This is a genomic window from Acidimicrobiales bacterium (assembly GCA_035536915.1).
In the GTDB taxonomy this organism is placed as follows: Bacteria; Actinomycetota; Acidimicrobiia; order Acidimicrobiales; family JAHWLA01; genus JAHWLA01.
In genome coordinates, this window is the sequence record DATLNE010000014.1 from 62867 (window position 1) to 84490 (window position 21624).

General features: G+C 70.6%; 28 protein-coding genes. 16 read left to right on the top strand and 12 right to left on the bottom strand.

Annotated elements, in window-relative coordinates; all coding sequences use genetic code 11:
* Window positions 1-10: 10 nt before the first annotated feature.
* Genes VM938_04420 through dut form a run of 4 tightly spaced genes read right to left on the bottom strand, consistent with a single transcriptional unit; the run spans window position 11 to window position 3561 of the window.
* A complete protein-coding gene (locus VM938_04420; protein ID HVF74269.1) occupies window positions 11-847 on the bottom strand; it encodes an alpha/beta fold hydrolase in 837 nt (278 codons plus the stop codon).
* Window positions 847-2247: a wax ester/triacylglycerol synthase family O-acyltransferase gene (locus VM938_04425; protein ID HVF74270.1), complete on the bottom strand. Its 1401-nt coding sequence runs from the start codon at window positions 2245-2247 to the stop codon at window positions 847-849. The genes VM938_04420 and VM938_04425 overlap by 1 nt, the downstream gene beginning before the upstream one ends.
* A gap of 16 nt (window positions 2248-2263) precedes the next feature.
* Window positions 2264-3124 carry a DNA-formamidopyrimidine glycosylase family protein gene (locus VM938_04430; GenBank protein HVF74271.1) on the bottom strand — a complete coding sequence of 287 codons (861 nt, stop codon included), beginning with the start codon at window positions 3122-3124 and terminating at the stop codon, window positions 2264-2266.
* Window positions 3124-3561, bottom strand: a complete 438-nt coding sequence (dut, locus tag VM938_04435) for a dUTP diphosphatase (protein HVF74272.1) — start codon at window positions 3559-3561, stop codon at window positions 3124-3126. The genes VM938_04430 and dut overlap by 1 nt, the downstream gene beginning before the upstream one ends.
* 81 nt (window positions 3562-3642) lie before the next feature.
* Between dut and VM938_04440 the strand changes: the two genes are divergently transcribed.
* From VM938_04440 to orn, 3 genes are all read left to right on the top strand, one after another.
* Window positions 3643-4134 (top strand): hypothetical protein, encoded by a 492-nt coding sequence (locus VM938_04440; protein ID HVF74273.1) that lies wholly within the window; start codon window positions 3643-3645, stop codon window positions 4132-4134.
* A gap of 82 nt (window positions 4135-4216) precedes the next feature.
* Window positions 4217-4792 carry a DUF998 domain-containing protein gene (locus tag VM938_04445; protein ID HVF74274.1) on the top strand — a complete coding sequence of 192 codons (576 nt, stop codon included), beginning with the start codon at window positions 4217-4219 and terminating at the stop codon, window positions 4790-4792.
* Entirely contained in the window at window positions 4765-5340 is a 576-nt protein-coding gene (gene orn / locus VM938_04450; GenBank protein HVF74275.1) for an oligoribonuclease, read from the top strand. The genes VM938_04445 and orn overlap by 28 nt, the downstream gene beginning before the upstream one ends.
* On the opposite strand, the gene VM938_04455 is transcribed toward orn, so the two are convergent.
* A complete protein-coding gene (locus VM938_04455) occupies window positions 5314-6351 on the bottom strand; it encodes an LLM class F420-dependent oxidoreductase (protein HVF74276.1) in 1038 nt (345 codons plus the stop codon). The genes orn and VM938_04455 overlap by 27 nt on opposite strands.
* Before the next feature lie 22 nt (window positions 6352-6373).
* On the opposite strand from VM938_04455, the gene VM938_04460 reads away from it, so the two are divergent.
* The 6 genes from VM938_04460 (at window position 6374) to VM938_04485 (ending at window position 10675) form a co-directional block, all read left to right on the top strand.
* A complete protein-coding gene (locus tag VM938_04460) occupies window positions 6374-6706 on the top strand; it encodes a hypothetical protein (protein ID HVF74277.1) in 333 nt (110 codons plus the stop codon).
* Window positions 6707-6785: 79 nt separating this feature from the next.
* Window positions 6786-7826, top strand: a complete 1041-nt coding sequence (locus VM938_04465; protein ID HVF74278.1) for an MBL fold metallo-hydrolase — start codon at window positions 6786-6788, stop codon at window positions 7824-7826.
* A gap of 80 nt (window positions 7827-7906) precedes the next feature.
* Window positions 7907-8680 (top strand): HAMP domain-containing sensor histidine kinase, encoded by a 774-nt coding sequence (locus VM938_04470; protein ID HVF74279.1) that lies wholly within the window; start codon window positions 7907-7909, stop codon window positions 8678-8680.
* 64 nt (window positions 8681-8744) lie between these two features.
* A complete protein-coding gene (locus VM938_04475) occupies window positions 8745-9134 on the top strand; it encodes a PPOX class F420-dependent oxidoreductase (GenBank protein ID HVF74280.1) in 390 nt (129 codons plus the stop codon).
* Between the two features lie 8 nt (window positions 9135-9142).
* Window positions 9143-10222, top strand: coding sequence for a DNA polymerase ligase N-terminal domain-containing protein (locus VM938_04480; protein HVF74281.1), 1080 nt, complete (start codon window positions 9143-9145; stop codon window positions 10220-10222).
* Between the two features lie 69 nt (window positions 10223-10291).
* A complete protein-coding gene (locus VM938_04485; GenBank protein HVF74282.1) occupies window positions 10292-10675 on the top strand; it encodes a response regulator in 384 nt (127 codons plus the stop codon).
* Here VM938_04485 and VM938_04490 read toward each other — a convergent pair.
* A complete protein-coding gene (locus VM938_04490; protein ID HVF74283.1) occupies window positions 10665-11588 on the bottom strand; it encodes an alpha/beta fold hydrolase in 924 nt (307 codons plus the stop codon). The genes VM938_04485 and VM938_04490 overlap by 11 nt on opposite strands.
* A 17-nt stretch (window positions 11589-11605) precedes the next feature.
* On the opposite strand from VM938_04490, the gene VM938_04495 reads away from it, so the two are divergent.
* The 3 genes from VM938_04495 (at window position 11606) to VM938_04505 (ending at window position 14453) form a co-directional block, all read left to right on the top strand.
* The gene (locus tag VM938_04495; protein HVF74284.1) at window positions 11606-12397 is read left to right on the top strand and encodes an ATP-binding cassette domain-containing protein; all 792 of its coding nucleotides are present in this window, start codon (window positions 11606-11608) and stop codon (window positions 12395-12397) included.
* 11 nt (window positions 12398-12408) lie between these two features.
* Window positions 12409-12990, top strand: coding sequence for a DUF4202 domain-containing protein (locus tag VM938_04500; protein HVF74285.1), 582 nt, complete (start codon window positions 12409-12411; stop codon window positions 12988-12990).
* A gap of 74 nt (window positions 12991-13064) precedes the next feature.
* Complete coding sequence (locus VM938_04505) at window positions 13065-14453, top strand: hypothetical protein (GenBank protein ID HVF74286.1); 1389 nt, start codon at window positions 13065-13067, stop codon at window positions 14451-14453.
* A gap of 12 nt (window positions 14454-14465) precedes the next feature.
* On the opposite strand, the gene VM938_04510 is transcribed toward VM938_04505, so the two are convergent.
* The 6 genes from VM938_04510 to VM938_04535 form a co-directional block, all read right to left on the bottom strand.
* Window positions 14466-15047 carry a DivIVA domain-containing protein gene (locus VM938_04510; protein HVF74287.1) on the bottom strand — a complete coding sequence of 194 codons (582 nt, stop codon included), beginning with the start codon at window positions 15045-15047 and terminating at the stop codon, window positions 14466-14468.
* Window positions 15044-15583 (bottom strand): hypothetical protein, encoded by a 540-nt coding sequence (locus tag VM938_04515; protein HVF74288.1) that lies wholly within the window; start codon window positions 15581-15583, stop codon window positions 15044-15046. Before VM938_04515 ends, VM938_04510 begins: the two co-directional genes overlap by 4 nt.
* A 19-nt stretch (window positions 15584-15602) precedes the next feature.
* A complete protein-coding gene (locus VM938_04520) occupies window positions 15603-15860 on the bottom strand; it encodes a hypothetical protein (GenBank protein HVF74289.1) in 258 nt (85 codons plus the stop codon).
* A 258-nt stretch (window positions 15861-16118) separates the two neighbouring features.
* Window positions 16119-17318: an acyl-CoA dehydrogenase family protein gene (locus VM938_04525; protein ID HVF74290.1), complete on the bottom strand. Its 1200-nt coding sequence runs from the start codon at window positions 17316-17318 to the stop codon at window positions 16119-16121.
* A gap of 11 nt (window positions 17319-17329) precedes the next feature.
* Window positions 17330-17581 (bottom strand): hypothetical protein, encoded by a 252-nt coding sequence (locus VM938_04530; GenBank protein HVF74291.1) that lies wholly within the window; start codon window positions 17579-17581, stop codon window positions 17330-17332.
* On the bottom strand, window positions 17578-18021 hold the full coding sequence (locus VM938_04535) for a MarR family transcriptional regulator (protein ID HVF74292.1): 444 nt from the start codon (window positions 18019-18021) through the stop codon (window positions 17578-17580). The genes VM938_04530 and VM938_04535 overlap by 4 nt, the downstream gene beginning before the upstream one ends.
* A gap of 99 nt (window positions 18022-18120) precedes the next feature.
* Between VM938_04535 and VM938_04540 the strand changes: the two genes are divergently transcribed.
* From VM938_04540 to VM938_04555, 4 genes are read left to right on the top strand one after another with little or no spacing between them, the layout of a single operon-like run.
* Window positions 18121-18684, top strand: coding sequence for a YceI family protein (locus tag VM938_04540; GenBank protein HVF74293.1), 564 nt, complete (start codon window positions 18121-18123; stop codon window positions 18682-18684).
* A 30-nt stretch (window positions 18685-18714) separates the two neighbouring features.
* On the top strand, window positions 18715-19230 hold the full coding sequence (locus VM938_04545) for a VOC family protein (protein HVF74294.1): 516 nt from the start codon (window positions 18715-18717) through the stop codon (window positions 19228-19230).
* 9 nt (window positions 19231-19239) lie between these two features.
* Entirely contained in the window at window positions 19240-20895 is a 1656-nt protein-coding gene (locus VM938_04550; GenBank protein ID HVF74295.1) for a catalase, read from the top strand.
* Window positions 20895-21563, top strand: a complete 669-nt coding sequence (locus VM938_04555; protein HVF74296.1) for a DUF429 domain-containing protein — start codon at window positions 20895-20897, stop codon at window positions 21561-21563. Before VM938_04550 ends, VM938_04555 begins: the two co-directional genes overlap by 1 nt.
* Window positions 21564-21624: the final 61 nt, after the last annotated feature.

Here is a 21624-nt window from a genome sequence, read left to right on the forward strand (position 1 = left end):
GCGCCGCTGCTCACTTGCGGGCGTGCTGCCGGACATGGTCGAGCACCAGCGCCGCCAGCCGGTCCGGGGCCTCCTCGGGCACCCAGTGGCTGACCCCTTCGAGCACTTCCAACCGGTAGGGGCCGGTCACGTAGCGGCCGGTGTCGTAGATGCCCGCCCGGTTGACGAACACCTCCTCGGTGCTCCACACCAACAACGTGGGCACCTCGATGGGCCCGGCCATGTCGCCCGGCCGCAGGGCTCGGTACCAGTTGAGCGCGGCGGTCAGCGCACCGGGTTGGCGCATGTGCTCGACGTAACGATCGGCCACGTCCTCGGCCAGCCCGGAGCGCACCAGGTTCCACCGCAGGAACCGCCCGCCCCCCGCCAGGAACGCCCGCTCGGGCACCCCCGGCACCTGCACGGCGAACATGTACCACGACTGCAGCGCCTGGCTGCTGCGCGTGAACGCCCGGGCAAACGCACGAGGGTGGGCCACGGACACCGACGTGACCGACAGCAGGCGGTCGGGGTACTGGTCGGCCACGCCCCACGCCACCTCGGCGCCGAAGTCGTGGCCGACGAGGTGGAACCGGTCGAGCCCCGCGGCGTCGGCCAACGCCAGCACGTCGGCCACCCGCTCCGACTGCCGGTAGGCAGTCCGGCCCGACGGGCGAGCGCCGGGCGAAAAGCCCCGCTGGTTGGGCGCCAGCGTGCGGTAGCCCGCCTCCGCCAGGTGCGGCACGACGCCGTCCCAACAGGCGGCCGACGCCGGGAACCCGTGCAACAGCACCACCGCCTCGGCGGCGTCCTCCGGCCCCCGGTCGCGCACGTCGAAGACGAGCGACCCCCGCTGGAACTGTTCCATCAGGCCCGGTCCGCCGCCTTCTTCAATTCCTCCAGAGCGTCGCCGAGGTACTGGGCGATGTCCCACACCCGGGGCACGGTCTCCCGGCATGCCAACAGGCCGAAGTTCATCTGGCCCATGTAGCTCATCACCGTGATGTTGAGGGCGGCGCCGTCGAAGATCGGCCCCATCGGGTACATGGCCACCATGCGCGCTCCCGCCGAGTACAGCGGGAAGTTCGGCCCCGGCACGTTGGAGATGGTGAGATTGAACAGCGGCGTGTGCCGGTCGGCCATCCGCATGTTGGAGTAGAGCCGGGCGGCCCGGGCGGCCACCGCAGGAGCGGCGAACTCCGTCCAGTTGGTGAGGGCGTCGGCGCCGATGGCCTTCTCCTGGTCCTTAGCCGACTTGGTGGCGTCTGTGATGGCGCACAAGCGCTTGACCGGGTCGTCGATGTCGCTGGCCAGCGACACCAGCATCGACGACACCCGGTTGCCCATGGCGCCCTTCTCCGACTCCGCCCGCACCGAGATCGGCACCATGGCGACCAACGACTTGTCGGGCAGCTCGCCGTTCTCGTCGAGATAGGTGCGCAACGCCGTCGAGCACAAGGTCAGCACCACGTCGTTGACCGTGCCGCCCAGCTTGTTCTTCACCATCTTCATGTCGTCGAGGGGAAGCTGGCTGTAGGCGAATCGGCGGTGCGGCGTGATCGTCGTGTTGAACGAGGTGCGCGGCGCGGTGAACGGCGCAGGCGGCGGGTTGACGCCAGGCTCGCGGTTGCGCCGCCGCAGGTTGAGCAGCATCTCCACGGTGCGACGGGCCGACTTGGCTGCGGCCAACGGCTGGCGGGCCAGCGACGACAGGGCAAAGGCCAGCAGCTCGGGGTCGGTGGGAATGCGGTCGGGCTTCCAGGAGTCGGGCTCGCTCGCGGGCGTGGGCTCGGGCTGGAGGTCGAGCAGGTTCACCGTGAGCTCGGCGCCCGACACGCCGTCGATGGCGGCGTGGTGGGTCTTCACCACCGTGGCGATCATGCCGTTCTCCAAGCCCTCGACCACGTACATCTCCCACAGCGGGCGGCTGCGGTCGAGCGGGCGGCCCATGACCGACTCGGCAAACTCGGCCAGCTCCTGGTCGCCGCCGGGGGCGGGCAGGGCGGCCCGGCGCACGTGGTAGTCGAGGTCGAAGTCGGGGTCCTCGACCCACAGCGGGTGGTGGATCTGGAAGGGAACTTCCACCAACCGGCGGCGGAAGGGCGGCAGCAGCGGCAGGCGTTCTTCGACCAGCGCGCGCACCTTGTCGAAGAAGTAGCCGCCGGGCACGGTCGACGGGTCGAAGACGGCGGCCGAGGCCACGTGCATGTGGTTGTGGGCCGTCTCCAGGTACAAGAAGGTGGCGTCGAGGCCGCTCAGTCGCTGCATGCGACCAGTTTGCCCCTTATTTCAGCAATCGACTCAGGCGCCGGTCGGCAAGGGGCTTGCCCCCCGTCTGGCACGTGGCGCAGTACTGCAACGACTTGGTGGCGAACGACACTTCGCGCACGAGGTCGCCGCACTCAGGGCAGGGCTCCCCCGTTCGGCCGTGCACCCGCATGTGTGATTTCTTGTCGGACTTGAGCCCGGCGGCAGGCAACCCCGCCGCTCGATCGACGGCCGCTCGCAACACCTGCTGCACGGCGGCGTGCAGGCGCGCCGCTTCGTCGTCGGACAGCTTGTCGGCCCCCTTGAACGGCGACAGCTTGGCCACGTGCAGGGCTTCGTCGGAGTAGGCGTTGCCCACGCCCGCGATCACCGACTGGGTCGTGAGCGCGCCCTTCACCTGGCCGCCGTGCTCGGCCAGGCGAGCCCGCATGGTGGCCACGTCGAAGCCGGGGTCGAGCGGGTCGGGACCGAGGCGGGCCATGCCTTCCACGTCGGCGGGGTCGCGCACCACGTAAGCCGCCAGGCGCTTCTCGGTCCCCGCCTCGGTGACGTCGAAGCCGCCTCCCTCCGACAGCCCCACCCGCAAGGCCAACGGGCCTTTGCCGGGCTTGGGCCGCGTCGCCGGGAGCATGTCGTGCCACTTGACCCAGCCGCCCCGGGCCAGGTGCAGCACCAGCCACAACGGCTCGGCCTCGAACAAGAGGAACTTGCCCCGCCGGGCGGTGCCGGTGACCGTCAGCCCCCGCAGTGCGTCGAGCGGCGGGTCGAACGTCTTCAGCGCCGAGATGGCGGCCAGGTCGGCCCGAACGATCTCCTGCCCGACGGCCTGCTCGCCCAGGAAGCGGACGAGCGACTCGATTTCGGGCAGCTCGGGCATCAGCGACCGGTGGAACCGAACCCGCCGGTGTCGCGGGTGGCGGGCGGCAGTTCGTCGACGTCTGTGAACGCAGCCGCTTCGACCCGCTGGATGACCAGTTGGGCGATACGGTCGCCGCGCTGCACCTTGTAGGGCGCGGTGGGGTCGGTGTTGACGAGGATGACCTTGAGCTCGTCGCGGTAGCCGCAGTCGATGAGCCCCGGGGTGTTGAGGCAGGTCACGCCGTGGCGCAGGGCCAAGCCGCTTCGGGGCTGGATGAACCCGGCGTAGCCGTCGGGCAGGGCCACAGCCACGCCGGTAGGCACCAGCGCCCGTCCGCCGCCCGGTTCGAGCACCACCGACTCGCGGGCCACCAGGTCGGCCCCCGCGTCGCCCGGGTGCGCGTACGCAGGCAATGGGAGGTCGGGGTCGAGCCGGCGCAGCGGGACGTCGAGCACGAGGCGACTTTACGGCAACCGTATGGAAGGCCGGGCGCCGACGTTCCTCTGCTGAAGCAACCGCCACGGGGAAAAGGACACATGAAGAAGAGACTCGGCATCGCCGCACTGATCGCAGTCCTCGCAGGGATGACGGGCATGGGAGCCGCACAGGCCAAGGGCGGCAACGCCTGCTCCGACGGCAAGGCCAACGCCGCCCACTGCGACCTCGACGGTGACGGCATCACCAACAAGGACGATCCCGACATCGACGGCGACGGCATCGCCAACGAGGACGACGACTGCCCGCGCGATGCCACCAACCAGTGCGACATCGGTGGCGGCGGCGAGGACCCCGATCCCACACTGCCGATCGACCCCACGACAATCCTCGACCCGTCGACACTGCCGGACCCGACGACACTGCCGGACCCGACCACATTGGTGCCGCCGGTCGATCCGTCGACAGTGCCCGACCCGACCACACTGGTCGACCCGTCGACACTGCCGGACCCGACCACACTGGTCGACCCGTCGACACTGCCCGACCCGACCACAATCGACCCGACGACAGTGGTGCCGCCGGTCGCTTAGCGCTCCGGGGGGAGACACGGAAGGGCCCGTCTCGCGCGGCGGCGAGGCGGGTTCTTTCGCGCTCGGCGGGTAAGGACGGCGCATGGCTCGCCTCCTGGCCGCCGGCGGGATCGTCGGGCCCACCGCCTTCGTCGCCTCGTGGGCGGCGTTGGGTGCGACACGCGAGGGCTACCGCCCGGCCTACGACGCCATCAGCAGGCTGGCCGAAGAAGGAGCCGCGACGCGTCCGTTCATGACGGCGGGCTTCGTGGCCTTCGGTGTCGGCGTCCCCCTGTTCGGCGCCGCCTTGTGCCGGGCGTGTCCCGGCCCGGCGTGGACGGCGGCGGTGGCCACCGGCGTCGCCACCCTCGGCGTGGCCGCCTTCCCCCTCGACGCCGGTCCCGACACCGCTCACGCCGTGGCCGCGGGCATCGGCTACGCAACGCTGGCCGCTCTGCCGCTGCTCGCCGCGCCGACGATGCGCGGGCGCGACCGGTGGTTGTCGGTGGCGGCGGGCACGGTGTCGGCCCTCGCCTTGGCCGCCACGACCGTGAGCAGTACCTCGGGACTGTGGCAGCGCGTAGGGCTGACGGCAGGCGACGTTTGGATCGTCGCGACAGCGTGGCGGATCGTCACCGGTACGATGCCGCCGTGCTCGTCTGGATGGACCTCGAGATGACCGGGTTGCAGCCCGGCCGTCACACCGTGGTGGAAATCGCCACCTTGGTCACCGACGACGAGTTGGAGATCGTGGCCGAAGGGCCCGACCTGGTGGTGGCCTGCCTCACCGAGCAACTGGCCGAGATGGACGACGTGGTGCGCTCCATGCACACCCGCAGCGGCTTGCTCGCCGCCATCGAGGCGTCCACCGTCACCCTGGAGCAGGCGGGCGAAGAGACGCTGCGCTTCATCAAGGAGCACGTGCCCGAGCGGCGCACCGTCCCCCTCTGCGGCAACTCCATCGGCACCGACCGTCGGTTCCTGGCCCACTTCCTCCCCGAAGTGGAGGACTGGCTGCACTACCGGTCGGTCGACGTGTCGACGGTGAAGGAACTGTGCCGCCGGTGGTACCCCGAGGTGCTGCCCGGCGCACCCAAGAAGGCCGGGGGCCACCGGGCCATGGACGACATCCGGGAGAGCGTCGCCGAGCTTCGGTACTACCGCGAGGCCGTGTTCAAGCCCCGGGCCGCGGCGGCCGGGTCAGACGGCGTCGACGAGCTCGCGTAGCTGGGCCATGGTTCGCACCGGGTCGTCGCTCACCACTGTGGTGTTGAGCACCGTCACCCCGGCCTCCTTGTAGGCGGCCAAGCGCTCCTTGATGTAGCCGGGCGGGCCCACCAGGCTTGTCAACTCCAGCAGTTCGGCGGGCACGGCGGCAGCCGCCTCGTCCTTCTTGCCCGACAGGTACAGGTCTTGGATGACCTCGGCTTCCTTCTCGAAGCCGTAGCGCTTGGCCAAGTCGTTGTAGAAGTTGCGGCCCTTGGCGCCCATGCCGCCGACGTAGAGGGCGACGTAGGGGCGGATGAAGTCACGCAGCCCCTCCAGGTCGTCGCCGATGGCCACGAGCCCGCCCGCGGCGATGTCGAGCGGCCCGAGGTCGGGAGCCCGGTTCGCCATGCCCTTGGCCAGCGGTTCGCCCCACACCTCGTCGGCCTTCTCGGGCACGAACAGGATGGGCAGCCAGCCTTCGGCCAGCTCGGCCGTCATCTCCACGTTCTTGGCGCCGAGGGAGGCGATGTAGACAGGGATGCGTTCACGCACGGGGCGGTTGATGATCTTCAGGGGCTTGCCCAGGCCGGTGCCTTGCTCGGGCGGGAGCGGGATTGTGTAGGAGCGGCCGTCGTGGTCGATGCGCTCGCGGCGCCACACCTGCCGGCAGATGTCGACGATCTCGCGGGTGCGCCCGATGGGGCGGTCGTAGGGCAGGCCGTGCCAGCCCTCGATGACCTGCGGGCCCGAGGCGCCGAGGCCGAGCACGCACCGGCCGTTGGAGAGGTAGTCGATGCCCGCTGCCGTCATGGCGATGAGCGTGGGGGTGCGGGAGTAGAGCGGGAGGATGCCCGCGGCGACCTCCATGCGCTCGGTGATGGCGGCGATGTAGCCCATGGTGCTGGGGGCGTCGAGGCTGTAGGCCTCGGCCACCCACACCATGTCGCACCCCGCTCGTTCGAGCTCAGGGAGTTGGCGGATGCTTTCGAGGACGTCTCCGGCGTACCCGACCTGCGTGGCAATGCGCATGGCCGGAGCATACGGTTCGTCGGTGAGAAGAGCCATGGCCCTGCTGGCGCTTGCCGTCGTCGGAGCATGCACCGGCAACGCCGAGGGCCAGGCGGCGACGCGGGCACAGGACGCGTGCATCGTCGCCCTTGAACCGGTGGCCCAACGGCGGGCGCCCACGTCGGACGAGGCGCAGCAGGCGGCGCGACTGGCCGATTCCGCCGCCGATGTCGACGACCGTTGGGTGCCGTTGCGAGCCCGCACGCACGACCTGAACACGGCCGTCCTCCACGGCGTCGACCCTCAGCCCGCCGTCGATGCCTTGGCCGACGAGTGCCGCCGCGTCAACGAGATCGTGCGCAGCAACCAGCGTTGATTTCGCAGAAGTCGCGCGGCGTCGCGCTCCTTGTGCGAAATCGTGACTTGACTGAGCGGTCAAGTAGCGTCGACCTCCGATGAAACAAGAGCAGGAACCCGCCGGGGACGGCGTCGAGGAGGTCGGCCCGGGGGTGCTGCGAGTGCAGCTGCCGATCGACATGCCGGGCCTGGGCCACGTGAACACCTACCTCCTCCTCGACGACAAGGGCGCGGCAGTCGTCGACCCCGGTCTGCACAACGAGGCCTCGTGGGACGCCCTGGTGGCCCGGCTGAAGCGGGCCGACCTGCGCGTCAAGGACGTGCACACCGTGCTCGTCACCCATTCGCACCCCGACCACTACGGCGGGGCCGGGCGGCTGGCCGAGGAGTCGGGCGCCGAGGTGGCCACCCACGCCGCCTTCCGCATCTGGTGGGCGCCTGATCCCTGCGACGCCCACGTGCACGACGTCGACCCCGACGACGCCCACCACGCCGACCCCTATTCGGGGACCACGCCGTGGGGCACCGAGGGCTACGGCAAGGACTTCCGCGAGCGCGTGCGCAAGCAGGCCGTCGACTTCCGCCATCCCCGCCCGGCTCGGCGCCTGCGCCACGGCGACACCATCGAACTGGCGGGCCGGCCGTGGACCGCCGTGCACACCCCGGGCCACACCCTCGACCACCTCTGCCTGGTCGACCCCGAAGCGGGGCTCCTCCTCTCCGGCGACCACGTGCTGCCCACCATCACCCCGCACATCTCGGGCATGGGGACCGGACGCGACCCGCTCAAGGCGTTCGTCGAGTCGTTGGAGCGCATCGCCGCGGTGCCCGAGGCCCGCACCGCCCTGCCCGCCCACGGCCACCCCTTCACCGACGTGCAGGAGCGCACAACCGCCATCCGGCGGCACCACGAAGAGCGGCTCGACAAGTTGGTGCGCACCCTCGAAGCCATGGCGCCGGACAGCGCCACCGTGGCCGAGCTGTCGCACGAGCTGTTCCGCTCCGACCACTGGGGACCGATGGCGGAAAGCGAGACCTACGCCCATCTGGAGCATTTGCGGCTTCGGGGCGACCTGGTGCGCGGCGATGACCAGGGCCTGATGGCCTATGCCGCCGTCACCCGCACTAGTCCGACCTGACGATTTCCGAAATCGTCATGTTCGTTCCCCCTTGCGCCCCGCATGATCATCGATACACGGGCAAGGCTCAGGGGGGCCACATGGACGGCAACGGGACGACGGCAACGCAACTCCACCAACGCCGGCAACCTCGCCCGGCCTGCGACCTCGACGACGTCGTCGAGCGAGCCGAACGAGCGGAGGAGCGCCTCCGCCTCCAGACCCTGCTGTTCGCCGAAGCCGAGCACAAGCTCAAGACCTCGGTGGCCGTCATCTCCGGCTGGGCCTCGACGCTCGACGACCGGTGGGAGACCCTCAGCCCCCAGCAACGCCGTGACGGCGTGGCCACCATCCGGCGCAGCGCCGACACGCTTGCCATGCACACGCGCTCGCTGCTCGAAGGCGCCCGGACAGAGATGGCCCGCCTCGACCTCGAGCCCATCGCCCTCGACCTGGCGAGCATCCTGCGCGTCACCACCCGCACCTTCAGCGGACTGTCCACATCGCACCACATCCGCTGCACAGTCGACGGACCGGTGTGGGTGCTGGCCGACCCCGCGGGCCTGCAACAGGTGCTCGGGCACCTCATCGAAAACGCCGTGAAGTACTCCCCCGGCGGCGGCACCGTCCGCCTCCACGCACGAGCAAACCGTCGGTGGGCGGAACTGCTTGTGACCGACGAGGGCGTGGGCGTGCCCGACGACGTGGACGTCTTCGCCGCCTTCACCCGCGGCAGCATCACAGGCACGGGCGTGGGGCTCGGCCTCTACATCGTCAAGAACCTGGTGGAGGGCATGGGCGGCACGGTGACCGCCGTCCGTAACCCGCTCCGAGGGTCCACCTTCACCGTGCTCCTCCCGACGGCGGGCCGCTGACCTCGGAAGCGGTCGCCCACACGCCGTCGGGAGGAACGCACACAACATGGGTAGGTTTCGTCGCATGATCGACGATGCCGTCAAGGCCCTTGCCCAAGAGGCGAACTTCGCCGCCCTGACCACGCTGCTCCCCGACGGCATGCCCCAGACGCACGTCATGTGGGTCGACGCTGACGACGAGTTCGTGCTCATCAACACCGAGCCGCACCGGCAGAAGTTCAAGAACCTCGAACGCGACCCCCGTGTCGCCGTCACCGTCATCGACCGCAACAACCCGTACCGCTACGCCGAGGTGCGCGGGCGCGTGGTCGACACCGTCGTCGGGCCCGAAGCCCGCGAGCACATCGACAAGCTGAGCTACAAGTACGGCGGCAACCCGTACCCGGCCGACGCCATCCAGACCGAGCGGGTGATCGTTCGCATTCGTCCGGACCGCCAGATCGTGCGGGGGTAAGCACGGCCATGGCCGAGTTGCGGACGTACCGGGCCAAACGGGACTTCTCCCGCACGCCCGAGCCGTCCGGCGACGAACCGGTACCTGCTGTCGGGGGTCGGTTCGTCGTGCAAGAGCACCACGCCACTGCGCTGCACTGGGACGTGCGCCTCGAACGCGACGGCGTGCTCGCCTCGTGGGCCGTCCCCAAGGGCATCCCCCCTGATCCTCGCAACGACCACTTGGCCGTACAGACCGAGGACCACCCCATGAAGTACCTCGACTTCGAGGGCGAGATCCCCGAAGGCGAGTACGGCGGCGGCCTCATGAAGGTGTGGGACACCGGCACCTACCAGTGCGAGAAGTGGAGCGACCGCGAAGTCATGGTCGTCTTCGCGGGCCAGCGGGCCACCGGCCGCTACGTCTTCTTCAAGACCGGCGGGCGCAACTGGATGCTGCACCGCATGGACCCCCCGGTCGACCCGGCGCGCGAGCTGGTGCCCGACACGTTCGCACCGGCGGCGCCGACAGCGGGCTCCCTGCCCGACGACGAAGCCGAGTGGGCCTTCGAGGCAGCGTGGGGCGGCTTGCCCGTCGTGGTCGTGTCGCAAGGCGGGCGACTCCGCATCCACGACGGCGGGGGCGACGACATCTCCGACACCTTCCCCGAGCTGTCGCCGCTCGGTCGGGCGCTGGGCATCGTGGAGGTCGCCCTGGAAGGCGAGCTCGTCGCCGTCGACGACGACGGCCGTCCCGACCCCGAACTGGTCGAGCGCCGGCGTGCCCTCAAGAGCGACTCGGCCGTGCGCCGCCACGCCGAGCGCCACCCGTTCCTCTTCCTCGCCGCCGACCTGGTGTGGCTGGAAGGCCACGACGCCACGCCCTTGCCGGGCAAGGACCGCCGCCGCCTGCTCGACCGCCTGGAGCTCGCGGGGCCGCAATGGCGCACCGCTCCCGCCCATGTCGGCACCGGCGGCGCCCTGCTCGACGCCGTGCGCCAACAAGCGTTGCCCGGCATCCGCGGCCGCCGCCTCGACGCGCCGTACGGCCCACCGTTGTTCGTCCCCGCCGGGGCCACGGCGAAGCAGCAGCGAGCGCGCCGCAGGTGAGCGGGTTGCGGGTGACAACCGTCGCTCGTTGCACCGAAAGACGGCTGCGCTCATGCGAGACTGGTGCTCATGGCGAACGACCGGCGACTGCGCATCCTGCTGGTCGACGACGAGCCCGACATCCTGTTGCTGCTCCAAGCCATGCTGACTGCACCCACGTGGGAGATCGTCGGCAAGGCGTCGGGCGGGGCGGACGCCCTGCGCATCGCCACCGCCGTGAACCCTGATGTTGCCGTCGTCGACTACATGATGCCGGGCATGCACGGCATGGAGTTGGCCCAGCGTCTCAAGGATGTCCACCCCAACTGCTTCGTCGTGCTGTTCTCCGCCTACGACGTCAAGGACGAAGCCGACGTGAGCCCCTACGTCGACCGCTTCCTGGCCAAGACCGACGTGCGGGCTTTGACCAACCTGCTCGACGACGCCGCCAAGGCCCGCGGCCTCACCGGCTGACGTGACGCACGGCGGCCACCGTGGCCGCCCGCAGTCGGTCGGCCTCCATCAGCGGGGCGTCGTGGTCGGCCTTCACCTCGATGATGTGCGCGCCGGGCACGGCGGCGGCCAGCGCCCGCTGCTTGCGCGGTCGCACCAGTCGGTCCTTGGTGGTGACGACCACGGCCGTGGGCACGTCGACCTCCCCGGCGAACGGGCGGGCGTCGTAGTTGCCCAGCGCCCGTCCGGCGGCGGCCAGGTCGGCGGGGTCGCCGCGGCGTAGCTCGGCCTTGAGCCAGCCGCGATAGGGCGCCAGGTCGGGGCACGTCTCCACCGCGTCGCGCAGGATGCGCTCGATCAAGCCGTCGGGGTTGCCGATGCGCAGGCTCAGTTCGACCACGCCCATGAACCGCCACAACAGGCGCTCGAAGGCCGAGGCTCGCCATTCCAGGGCGGTGGCCTGGAGCACCAGGCCGCACACCAGGTCGGGGTGGCGGTTCCACAGGTGCATGGCGATGGGGCCGCCCATGGAGTACCCCACGGCGATGACCGGGCCGCGCCCGAGCGTGCGCAGCAGGCCCGCCACGTCGTCGGCCGCCGCCTCCAGCGAGAAGGGCTCCTCGCTGCGCATGCCTCGGCCGTGGCCCCGGTGGTCGACGGCGATCAGCGGGCCCAGCGCGGCCACCGCGTCGTAGAGCAGGAACCAGTTGAGGTCGGCGCTGGCCGTCCACCCGTGCAGCAGCACGATGGTGGGGCGGTCGGCCGGGCCAGGGGCCTCGCGCAGGAAGACCTCGCCGCGGCCGGGGACCAACTCGACTCGCCCCGGCGGCAGCGGCGGCGGCACGGGCGGCTCCGGGGCGCGGGGTTGGAGGCGACGAGCCATGCGTCGGACCCGGCGGGCCTCCAGGGCGAGGGTCGAACGTCGGCTCGGCACCCTGCCATGCTTCCCCCATGGCTCCGGCAGTACCCGCCCTCCGCTTCGACGCGGTGTCGTACCGAGTGGGTGACACCATGGCCTTGCGTGGCGTGGACTGGACGGTGGAGGCGGGCGAACGGTGGGTGGTGCTCGGCCCCAACGGCGCAGGCAAGACGTCGTTGCTGCGGCTGGCGGGCGCCTACGACCACCCCACTGTCGGCACGGTCGACGTGTTGGGGTGCCGGCTGGGGCGGGTCGACGTGCGGGCGTTGCGCACCCGCATCGGCATGGCCAGCGGGTCGGTGGCCCGCATGCTGCGGCCCGGCGTCACCGCCTTGGAGATCGTCCTGGCCGGGCAGCATGCGGCGCTGGAGACGTGGTGGCACGACTACAGCGACGCGGACCGAGCCCGGGCGCAGTCGCTGCTCGACGCCGCGGGCTTCGGCTACACGTCCGAGCGCTCGTTCGGGGTGCTGTCGGAGGGCGAGCGCCAGCAAATGCAGTTGGCCCGTACGCTGATGGGCGAACCCGAACTGCTCCTGCTCGACGAGCCCGCCGCAGGCCTCGACGTCGGTGGACGAGAACGGCTCGTCACCCGGCTTGCCGCCCTGGCCGCCGACCCCTCGACGCCGCCGACGGTGTTCGTCACCCACCACGTGGAGGAGATCCCCAGCGGGTTCACGTCCGCCTTGCTCCTGCGGGCGGGCCAGGTGGTCGCCGCCGGCCCGCTGGCCGAGACGCTGACCTCGGAGAGCTTGTCGGAATGCTTCGGGTTGGCCCTGCGGCTGCGGGCCGAGGATGGGCGGTACACGTGTCGGGCGTCGTAGTCTCGGACCCCGTGGATCGCCTCACCGCCGCCTTCGAGGCCATCGACGCCGCCAACGCGGACGACCCCAACACCCTCGTCATCCGCGGCGAAGTGCGGCCCAAGGAAGTCGGCCACGCCGAGCTGGCCACCGAGTGGTTGGCCCGCCTGCGGCCCGACGCCGACGAGGCGCTGCGCCTGGCCGTGCGGGCGGCCCACGTCCGGCGCTTCGCCATCCCCCGCAGCAGCTACCCCGACGGGCGGGCCGGCTACCTGCGCTGGCGCAAGGCGCTCAAGGACATGCACATGGCCGAGGTCGGCCGCATCCTCGGCGCCCTTGGCTACGACGAGCGCACGGTGTGGCGGGTGCAGAACATCGTGGGCAAGCGGGGGCTGGGCACCGACCCCGACGTGCAGGTGCTGGAGGACGTGTTGTGCCTCGTCTTCTTGGAAACCCAACTCTCCGACCTGGCCGACAAGTTGGAGCCCGAGCACATCGTCGAGGTCATCCGCAAGACCCTGCCCAAGATGTCGGACGAGGCCAAGGTGGTAGCGCTCGGGCTCGACCTGCCTGCCGACGATCACGCCCTGCTGGAACGGGCGGTCGGGGCATGACCCGGTCCACCGACTCCAAGCCGGGGCGCCGTATCGTGAGCGACGACGCATCCTTCCCGCCGCAGAGGAGACGCGTGGTCGCACGGATAGTCGAATCGCCTGACCACTTGGCCCTGCCCCTGCCGCCGGGCCTCACCGTGGTGCCCGCCCAGGACCCCGACGAGTTCGCCCGCGTGCTCGCCGCGCAGACCGGCGGCACCTTGGTGTCGTCGAGCGACGAGGTGGCCGCCGTGCTGGCCCGGCGCCGCTTGTCGTCGGTGGCCGACGTCGACGGCTCGGCCGCCGAGGTGGCCTACCTCCAGTCGTTGCTGGAAGGCGGCTCGGCCGACCTGCCCTCCAACCTGGTGCGGCCTGGCGAGCGCACCGCCGTCCTGCGTTCGTTGGGCACGCGGTTGGCCGCCGCCCGCGACGAGGCCAAGGCCGCCCGGGTGGCATTGCTCAAGCGGGAAGCCGCCGTGCAGGCCGAGGTGCGCAAGACCTCGGGCGTGCTGCTCGACGTGGAACCCGAGCTGGCCCGGCGGGTGGCGCATCGGGTCAGCGTCGCCTTGCGCAAGGCGCGGGCGGCGCAACGGGCGCTCGGCCCCAAGCCCGGGCTCGACAAGGAGACCGAACAGGCCGCCCGCCGCGCCATGTCGCGCCTGGAGGACGCCCGCTTCGCAGCCGCCAAGTCGAGTGCCCGAGTGCACTCCCGCCTCGCTGTGGGCAACGTCATCGGGCTGCTGCTCGCCTTCGTCGGCGTCATGCTCGTCTGGGGAGGCGCCCAGATCGACGCGGGCTCGGTCTATGCGGTGCTGGCCCTGGCGGGCTTGTCGCCGTTGGCCGCACTGGCCATCGGCGCCGCCGGCGCAATGCATGCCCGGCGCCGGGTGCAGGCGGCCACGGCCGAGTGCGCAGCGGCTTTGCAGAAGGCGGGGGTGGCCGACGTCGAAGCGTTGGCCGAACGCCGGCGTGAGTTGGAGGCGTGGCTCGACCGGGCCGACGCCACCGCCACGGCCCGCGACGCGTGGAAGGACGCGCTGGTGGCCTGGGAGACGATGGCGGCGCCCGGCGCCGACCCCAAGACAGTCGAAGAGTTGTTGGAGGCCGGTGCCCGCGTGCGCGCCGCCCGCGAGGACGCGACTGCGGCGCGAGCGACGGCCGACGAAGCGATGAAGGCGCTGGCCGTCGTGGAGGACGAAGTGCGGGCCCGCTTGGCCCGGCCGTCGGCCGATGTCGACGGGGCGCCGATCGTGGTCACCGGCTCACGGCGCGACAAGCTCGCCCTGGAGGAGTTGGCGCCGTCGGTCCCCGTGGCGCTGGTCACCGGCATCGACGCCGAAGCGGCCCGGGAACCTGAGACGGCGTACGCAGGCGAGGCGGAGCACGAAGTCGAGGTCGACGAGCGGCCGACGCAAGCCCACTCGTTCCTCTTCGACGCCGAGGCTGCTCGCCGCTTGCGCCGCCGAGTCCGCCGCCGCAGCTAACTCACTGACGCACTAGCGCAGGCGGGCGTCGACCACCGAGGCCAGGTCGCCCAGTGCCTCGGTGAGGCGGGCGTGCTCCTCGGCCCGCCGGTTGGCCAGTTCGGCCAGGTCACGCTCGGCCTCGGCCCGGGCCTCTTCCAGCCGGGCCAGGTCGTCGCGCAGGCGGGCTTCCTCGACCTCGCGGGTGGCCTGCACCTCGGCTTCGACGGCGGCCACGCGGCTGCGGGCCTGCTCCTCGGCCTCGGCCACGATGGCGGCAGCCCGGCTCTGGGCCTCGGTCACCGCCAGTTCGGCCGTGCGCTGGGCCAGCACCAACGTGCGCCGCACCGTCTGTTCGTTGACGGTGGCCACCGTCGTGCGCTGCTGCGCCTCGTCGAGGCGACCGGTGGCGTCGGCCAACTGGGCCTCGAGGTCGCCCACCAACAACGAGAGCTGTTCAAGGAAGCCGTCGACGTCGTCGGGGTGGTAGCCCCGCAGCTTCTCCCGGAAGCGGGCCGTGCGGATGCGCGCCGACGCGCTCTCGTCGACCGGCTCGTCGACGACGCGGATGTCGTCGAGCTGGTCGTCCACCTCGAAGTCTTCGATCGTGCTCATGCGTGCTCCATCTCTGCCAGATCAGACAGTGCGGCGGCCAAGCGGTCGCCGATAGCGGTGCGGCACTGCCGGGTTGCCTCTGCCGCCGTACGGAGGTCGTCGTCGGCTTGGGCCACGGCGGCTTGGGTCTCGGCCACCTGCCGACGGGCTTCGTCGACGGCGTTGCGCAGCCGGTCGAGCTCGGTCTCGTCGCGCAGTTCGGCGATGCGCTGGTTGGCCTCCCGGACCAGCCGGACCGCTTCGGCCTCGCCTCGCTCCACGATCTCGTCGGCTTGGCGCTGCCCCTCGAAGACGGCCGACAGCAGTTCGTCGTCGTCGACGGCGGGTGCCGGTGCGGCGACCTCGGCCCGGACAGCAGCCGACTCGGCGGCCGCGGCGGCCGACAGCGTGTCGGCGATGCGGCGCTCCAAGGTGGCGACGATGCCCGACACCACGGCCAGGTGGTCGCGCACATGGTCGGGGTCGTAGCCCGGCTCGGTGGCTCGGAACCCGGGTGAGTGGAGCTGCGCCGCCAGCACCTCCGACACAGTGGACACGCTTGGAGGGTATCGCCCCTCACTCGCCGGGCCGCGGACCCCCGATGCGTCGCCGGGCTTCGTCGACGGTGGCCGTCAGCGCCTCGCCCAACGAGCGCGCCGCGCTGCGCACATCGTCTTGGAACTCGGGGTCTCGCACGGCCTCGGCCACGCTGTCGACGATGCGGTCGACTGCCCCGGCCAGGCCTTGCAGGGCCTCGGGCGTATCGCGCAGTCGCCTGCCCAAGGCAGCGAACTGCTCCCCCACCTGCTCCCACGCTTCCTTGCTGTCAGCCACGTCGCACCCTCCCGTTCTCGACCTTGACGCCTTCGGCCCGAAGCCTGCGGCTTTGGTCGTCTTCCTTCCCTGGAGCCAGGCGTCCATCCGCCATCACGATGCGCCACCATGGGAATTGATCACCGTGACGAGCGAGGAAGCCGCCGACGGCGCGCCCGCAACCGGGAAAGCCGGCCTCCTGCCCCACCTCTCCGTAGGCCATGACGTCTCCGGTCCCGACCGTGCTGAGCACAGCCGCAACGCGGCGCTCGAACTCAGTCACTCGGCGGCGAGCAGCGAGCGGGCAATCTGCGACACCTGGATCTCGTCGGTGCCCGCGTAGATCTGCAGCACCTTGGCGTCGCGGGCCAACTGCTCGACGTGGTACTCGGCCATGTAGCCGTTGCCCCCGAAGAGCTGCACCGCCTCCAGCGCCACATCCATGCAGGCCTGGGCCGAGTAGAGCTTGCAGGCCGACGCCTCGGCCAGGCTCATGCCCGTGCCTGCGGCGGCCATCTCCAACTGGCGGAACACGAGGTTCTGGATGTTGAGGCGGGCCACTTCCATCTTGGCCAGCTTCAACTGGATGAGCTGGAACTCCCCGATGGGGCGGCCGAACTGCACCCGGTTGCGGGCGTAGTCGAGCGACAGCTCCAAGCACCGCTCCACGATGCCGAGGGCCATGGCGGCCACCCCGGTGCGCTCCATGGAGAACGTGTCCTTGGCGCCCGAGCGGGCGGGCACGTCCTCGGTCTCGCCCAACAGGTGCTCGCGCCCCACCCGCACGTCGGTCAGGAACAGTTGGCCGGTGGGCGACGAGTGCATGCCCATCTTGCGCAACGGCTTCGACTGCTCCAGGCCCGGCGTGCCCGTGTCGAGCACGAAGGTGAGCACCTTGCGGTCCTTGGCGTCGTTGCCCTCGTCGAGCTTGCAGATGAACACGATGGTGTCGGCGTACGGGCCGTTGGTGATGAACGTCTTCGACCCGTTGAGCACGTACTCGTCGCCGTCGCGCCGTGCTGTCGACTTCATGGCGCCGAAGGCGTCGGAGCCCGAATCGGGCTCGGTGATGGCCCAGGCCCCGATCTTGTCGAGCGTCAGCAGGTCGAGGGCCCACCGCTCCTTCTGGCGCCGGGTGCCCTTCGACATGATGGCGGCGGCCGTGAGCCCCATGCTCACCCCCATGGCGGTCACCATGCCCGGGCAGTACCGGCACAGCTCGATGATGGGGATGATCGCCATGGCGGCGCCCATGTCGCTGCCGCCGCCGCTGCGGTCGGACCCATCGCTGTCGAGCCTGCGCTTGAAGCTTTCGCGGGCCATGGCGTCGATCCCGAAGGTGCGGATCATCTTGCGGAGCACGTCATAAGGCGGGGTGTCGCCGTGCTCCAGGGCTTCGAGGTTGGGGGCGATCTCGTCCTCCACGAAGCGCCGTACGGCCTCACGCACCATCAACTGCTCGTCGCTCCACTGGTACATGGAGGCGAATCCTACGAGCGCACCACCGGCAAAGTGACGGGGACGTCAGCGGCGGCCTCGGGGTCGAGCACGGCCCGGGCCGTGGCCTCGGCGGCCAGGAACACCTCCTGGGGCCGCAGCCACTCGGGCCGGGCGGCCGAAGCCAGCACCACCGCCTCGTCCGCGTCATAGGCGAGGACGTGCAGCGCCTTCCAATCCGCCCGACCAGGGCGGCCCCACGTCACCGTCCACACGAACCGGCCCCCGTCGTCGGCCGGTGTCACGGCACCGACTTCCTGACCTTGTCGAAGATGCGCTGGAGCGCCTTCACGTCGGCCGCGCTCAGATGGTCGAAGAGGTGCTCGCGCACGAGGGTGACGTGGTGGGGGGCCAGCGACTCGATGACCGTGCGGCCGTGCGGGGTGAGCACGGCGAAGGTGCCTCGCCGGTCGGTGTCGCAGGTCTCGCGTGTGACCAATCCGTCGGCCTCCAGGCGGGCCACCGCGTGCGACAGGCGGCTGCGGGAGAACGACGTGTTCTCTGCCAGGTCGCTCATGCGCATGCGGTCCTCGGGCGCCTCCGACAGGCGCACCAGGATCTCGAAGTCCTCCTGGCCGAACCCGGCGCGGCGTTTCATGTCGTCGCCCAAAAGTGCGTAGAGCCGGTTCGTGCCTTCCAGGTACGACCGCCACGCCCGTTGCTCGTCGTCGCTCAGCCACCGCACGCCCCCAGGATAGCCGACTCTCGGGAATTAGTTGAAGTTTCAACCTGTTGGTGGTAGACAGTTGAAAATTCAACCATCTGCGTCTGGGAGGACATCCGCATGAGCACTACCACCACCACCGTCGAGATCCCCGGTTACGTCACCGGCACGTGGGCCATCGACCCCGTGCACTCCGAGGTCTCCTTCTCCGTGCGGCACATGATGGTGTCGAAGGTGCGGGGCACGTTCCGCACCTTCAGCGGCACCCTGGTGCTGGCCGACGACCCGCTGTCCTCCTCGGTCACCGCCGAGGTCGACGTCGACTCCATCGACACCCGCAACGAACAGCGCGACGCCCACATCCGTTCGGCCGACTTCTTCGACGCCGAGCAGTTCCCCACGATGACGTTCCGGTCGACGGCGGTGCGCCCCGCTCGTGACGGCTTCGTGGTGGAAGGCGAGCTTTCGCTGCACGGCGTCACCCGCCCCGTCGAGCTCGACCTCGAGGTCAACGGCTTCACCCCCGATCCCTACGGCGGCACCCGAGTGGGCTTCACCGCCACCGGGCAGATCAACCGGCGTGACTTCGGCATCGACATCGACATGCCGATGGACGGCGGCGGCGTGGTCGTGGGCGACAAGGTCACCCTCACCCTGGAGGTCCAGGCCGTCCTGCAGCCGTAACGTCCCCCCTACGAGAAGAGAGGTCGCCCGATGCCCATCACCCGCTTGAACCACGCCGTGCTGTTCGTGCGAGATGCAGCACGGGCGGCCGCCTTCTACCGGGACGTGCTCGGCTTCCGGGCGCTCGACACCGACATCGGCGCCCGCGCCGTGTTCCTCCAGGCCCCCGGCTCCACCAACGACCACGACCTCGGCCTGTTCTCCGTGGGCGACGACGCTCGCCCGTCGGAGGCGGGCCGGGGCACGGTTGGCCTCTACCACCTGGCCTGGGAGGTCGACACCCTCGACGAACTGGAGCGGCTGGCCGGCGAACTGTCGGCCGCAGGCGCGCTGGCCGGTGCCAGCGACCACAGCACCACCAAGAGCCTCTACGGCAAGGACCCCGACGGCAACGAGTTCGAGGTCGCCTGGGTCGTCCCCGCCGACCTGCTCGACGACGAAGCGCTGGCGGGCCGTTCCACCATCCGGCCCCTCGACATCGCCCGCGAGAAGCAGCGTTACGGCGGCGCCACCCGGGGCGGCGTCGGCATCTCGGTTCCGGGGTAACGACAAGCGGTGACCGACACCGCCTCCCAGCCGCCGAACGACCCGTCGAAGCGGACACTCACGAACCGCCAGGGCCATCCGGTCTCCGACAACCAGAACCAGCGGACGGTCGGGGCTCGCGGCCCGGCCACGCTGGAGAACTACCAGTTCCTCGAAAAGATCAGCCACTTCGACCGGGAGCGCATCCCCGAGCGGGTGGTGCACGCCCGGGGGGTGACGGCCTTCGGCTACTTCGAGGCCTACGGGACGGTCGGTGACGAGCCGGTGAGCCGCTTCACCCGGGCCAAGCTGTTCCAGGAGAAGGGCAAGCGCACCGACGTGGCCCTGCGGTTCTCCACGGTGGCGGGTGGGCGTGACTCGTCCGAGGCCGCCCGCGACCCTCGGGGCTTCGCCGTGAAGTTCTACACGGAGGACGGCAACTGGGACCTGGTCGGCAACAACATGGCCGTCTTCTTCATCCGCGACGCCGTCAAGTTCCCCGACCTCATCCACTCGCAGAAGCCCGACCCGGTCACCCACCGACAGGAGCCCAACCGCATCTTCGACTTCATCTCGCAGATGCCCGAGGCCATGCACATGGTGATGAACGTGTTCTCGCCGCGGGGCATCCCGGCCACGTACCGCCACATGCAGGGCTTCGGGGTCAACACCTACAAGTGGGTGAACGCCGAGGGCGAGACCGTGCTGGTGAAGTACCACTGGACGCCCAAGCAGGGCGTGCGCAGCCTCACCGCCGAGGACGCCGCCAACATCCAGGCCAACGACCTGGGCCATGCCACCCGCGACCTGTTCGACGCCATCGAGCGGGGCGACTATCCCGAGTGGGAGCTGGGCGTGCAGGTCATGAGCGACGAAGAGCACCCCGAGCTCGACTTCGACCCCCTCGACGACACCAAGGTGTGGCCCGAGAACGAGTTCCCCCTGCGGCCGGTGGGACGCATGGTGCTCGACCGCATGCCGTCGAACTTCTTCGCCGAGAACGAGCAGATCGCCTTCGGCACCGGCGTGCTGGTCGACGGGCTCGACTTCAGCGACGACAAGATGCTCGTGGGCCGCACGTTCTCGTACTCCGACACCCAGCGCTACCGGGTGGGGCCCAACTACCTGCAGCTGCCGGTGAACCAGCCCAAGAACGCGCACGTGGCCACCAACCAACAGGGCGGGCAGATGCAGTACGGCGTCGACGACGCGGGCGACAACCCGCACGTGAACTACGAGCCGTCGATCACAGGCGGGTTGGCCGAGGCCGAGGCGCCGGAGCACGACGAGCAGGGGCCGGTGATCACCGGGCGGCTGACGCGCAAGCAGATCCCCCGCACCAACGACTACCTGCAGGCCGGGCAGCGCTTCCTGCTCATGGAGGAGTGGGAGCGCGACGACCTGGTGGCCAACCTCGGCGAGGCGCTGGCCCAGTGCGACGGCGCCATCCAAGAGCGCATGGTGTGGCACCTGCTGCTGGTCGAGGACGAGTTGGGGCTGCGGGTAGGTGACCACCTCGGCATCAAGCCCGACGACGTGCGGGGTCTCGGGCCGGTGAAGGGGCAGCAACTGACGCCGGACGACGAGCAGCGGCTGGCCAACCTCGGCGCCAACGGGCCTCGTGACGTGGCCGGGCTGCGCATGACCCACTGCGTGCCCAACGAACGGGTGGTCGTCACCCGCTGATGGCCGGGCCCGTCCTCGGCCTCGACGCCTGCCGACGAGGGTGGGTGGGCGTGGTCGTCGAGGACGGCCGCTTTGTCGAGGCAGTGTTCGCGACCTCCGCCGGCGCCCTCATTCCGGGCTTTGCCGTGGTGGGGGTCGACATCCCCATCGGGACGACGGTCTCTGGGCAGCGGGCATGCGATGTGGCGGCTCGGTCGTTCGTGGGGGCGCGTCGCAGCAGCGTGTTCAACGCCCTGCCCACGTCGGTGCTGTCGGCCGGCTCGTATGCCGAGGCCGCAGCCGCCTGTGTGGCACTGACGGGCAAGGGGCTGTCGCAGCAGTCGTGGGGCCTGGTGGCCAAGACCCGGGAAGTGGCGGCCCTGCGGGATGCGTGGCCGGTGTACGAGGTGCACCCCGAGGTCTCGTTCCGGGCGCTGCACGGCGAGCCGTTGCCTTGGCCCAAGACGACGTGGAACGGCCTGGCGCTGCGGCAGCGCTTGTTGGCATCGGCCGGCGTGGTGGTGCCCGACTCGCTCGGCCTGGCGGGGACCCTGGCCGCGCCTAACGACGTGCTCGACGCCGCCGCCGTGGCCTGGACCGCAACCCGCATCGCTTCGGGTCGCGCGTCGACGCTGCCCGACCCGCCCGAGCTCGACGCCGAAGGCCGCCCCCTCGCCATCTGGTACTGAAAGCCTCTTGCGTTCGATACCCTAGGGGGGTATGGTAGCGACAACGCAACTCAGGAGGCAG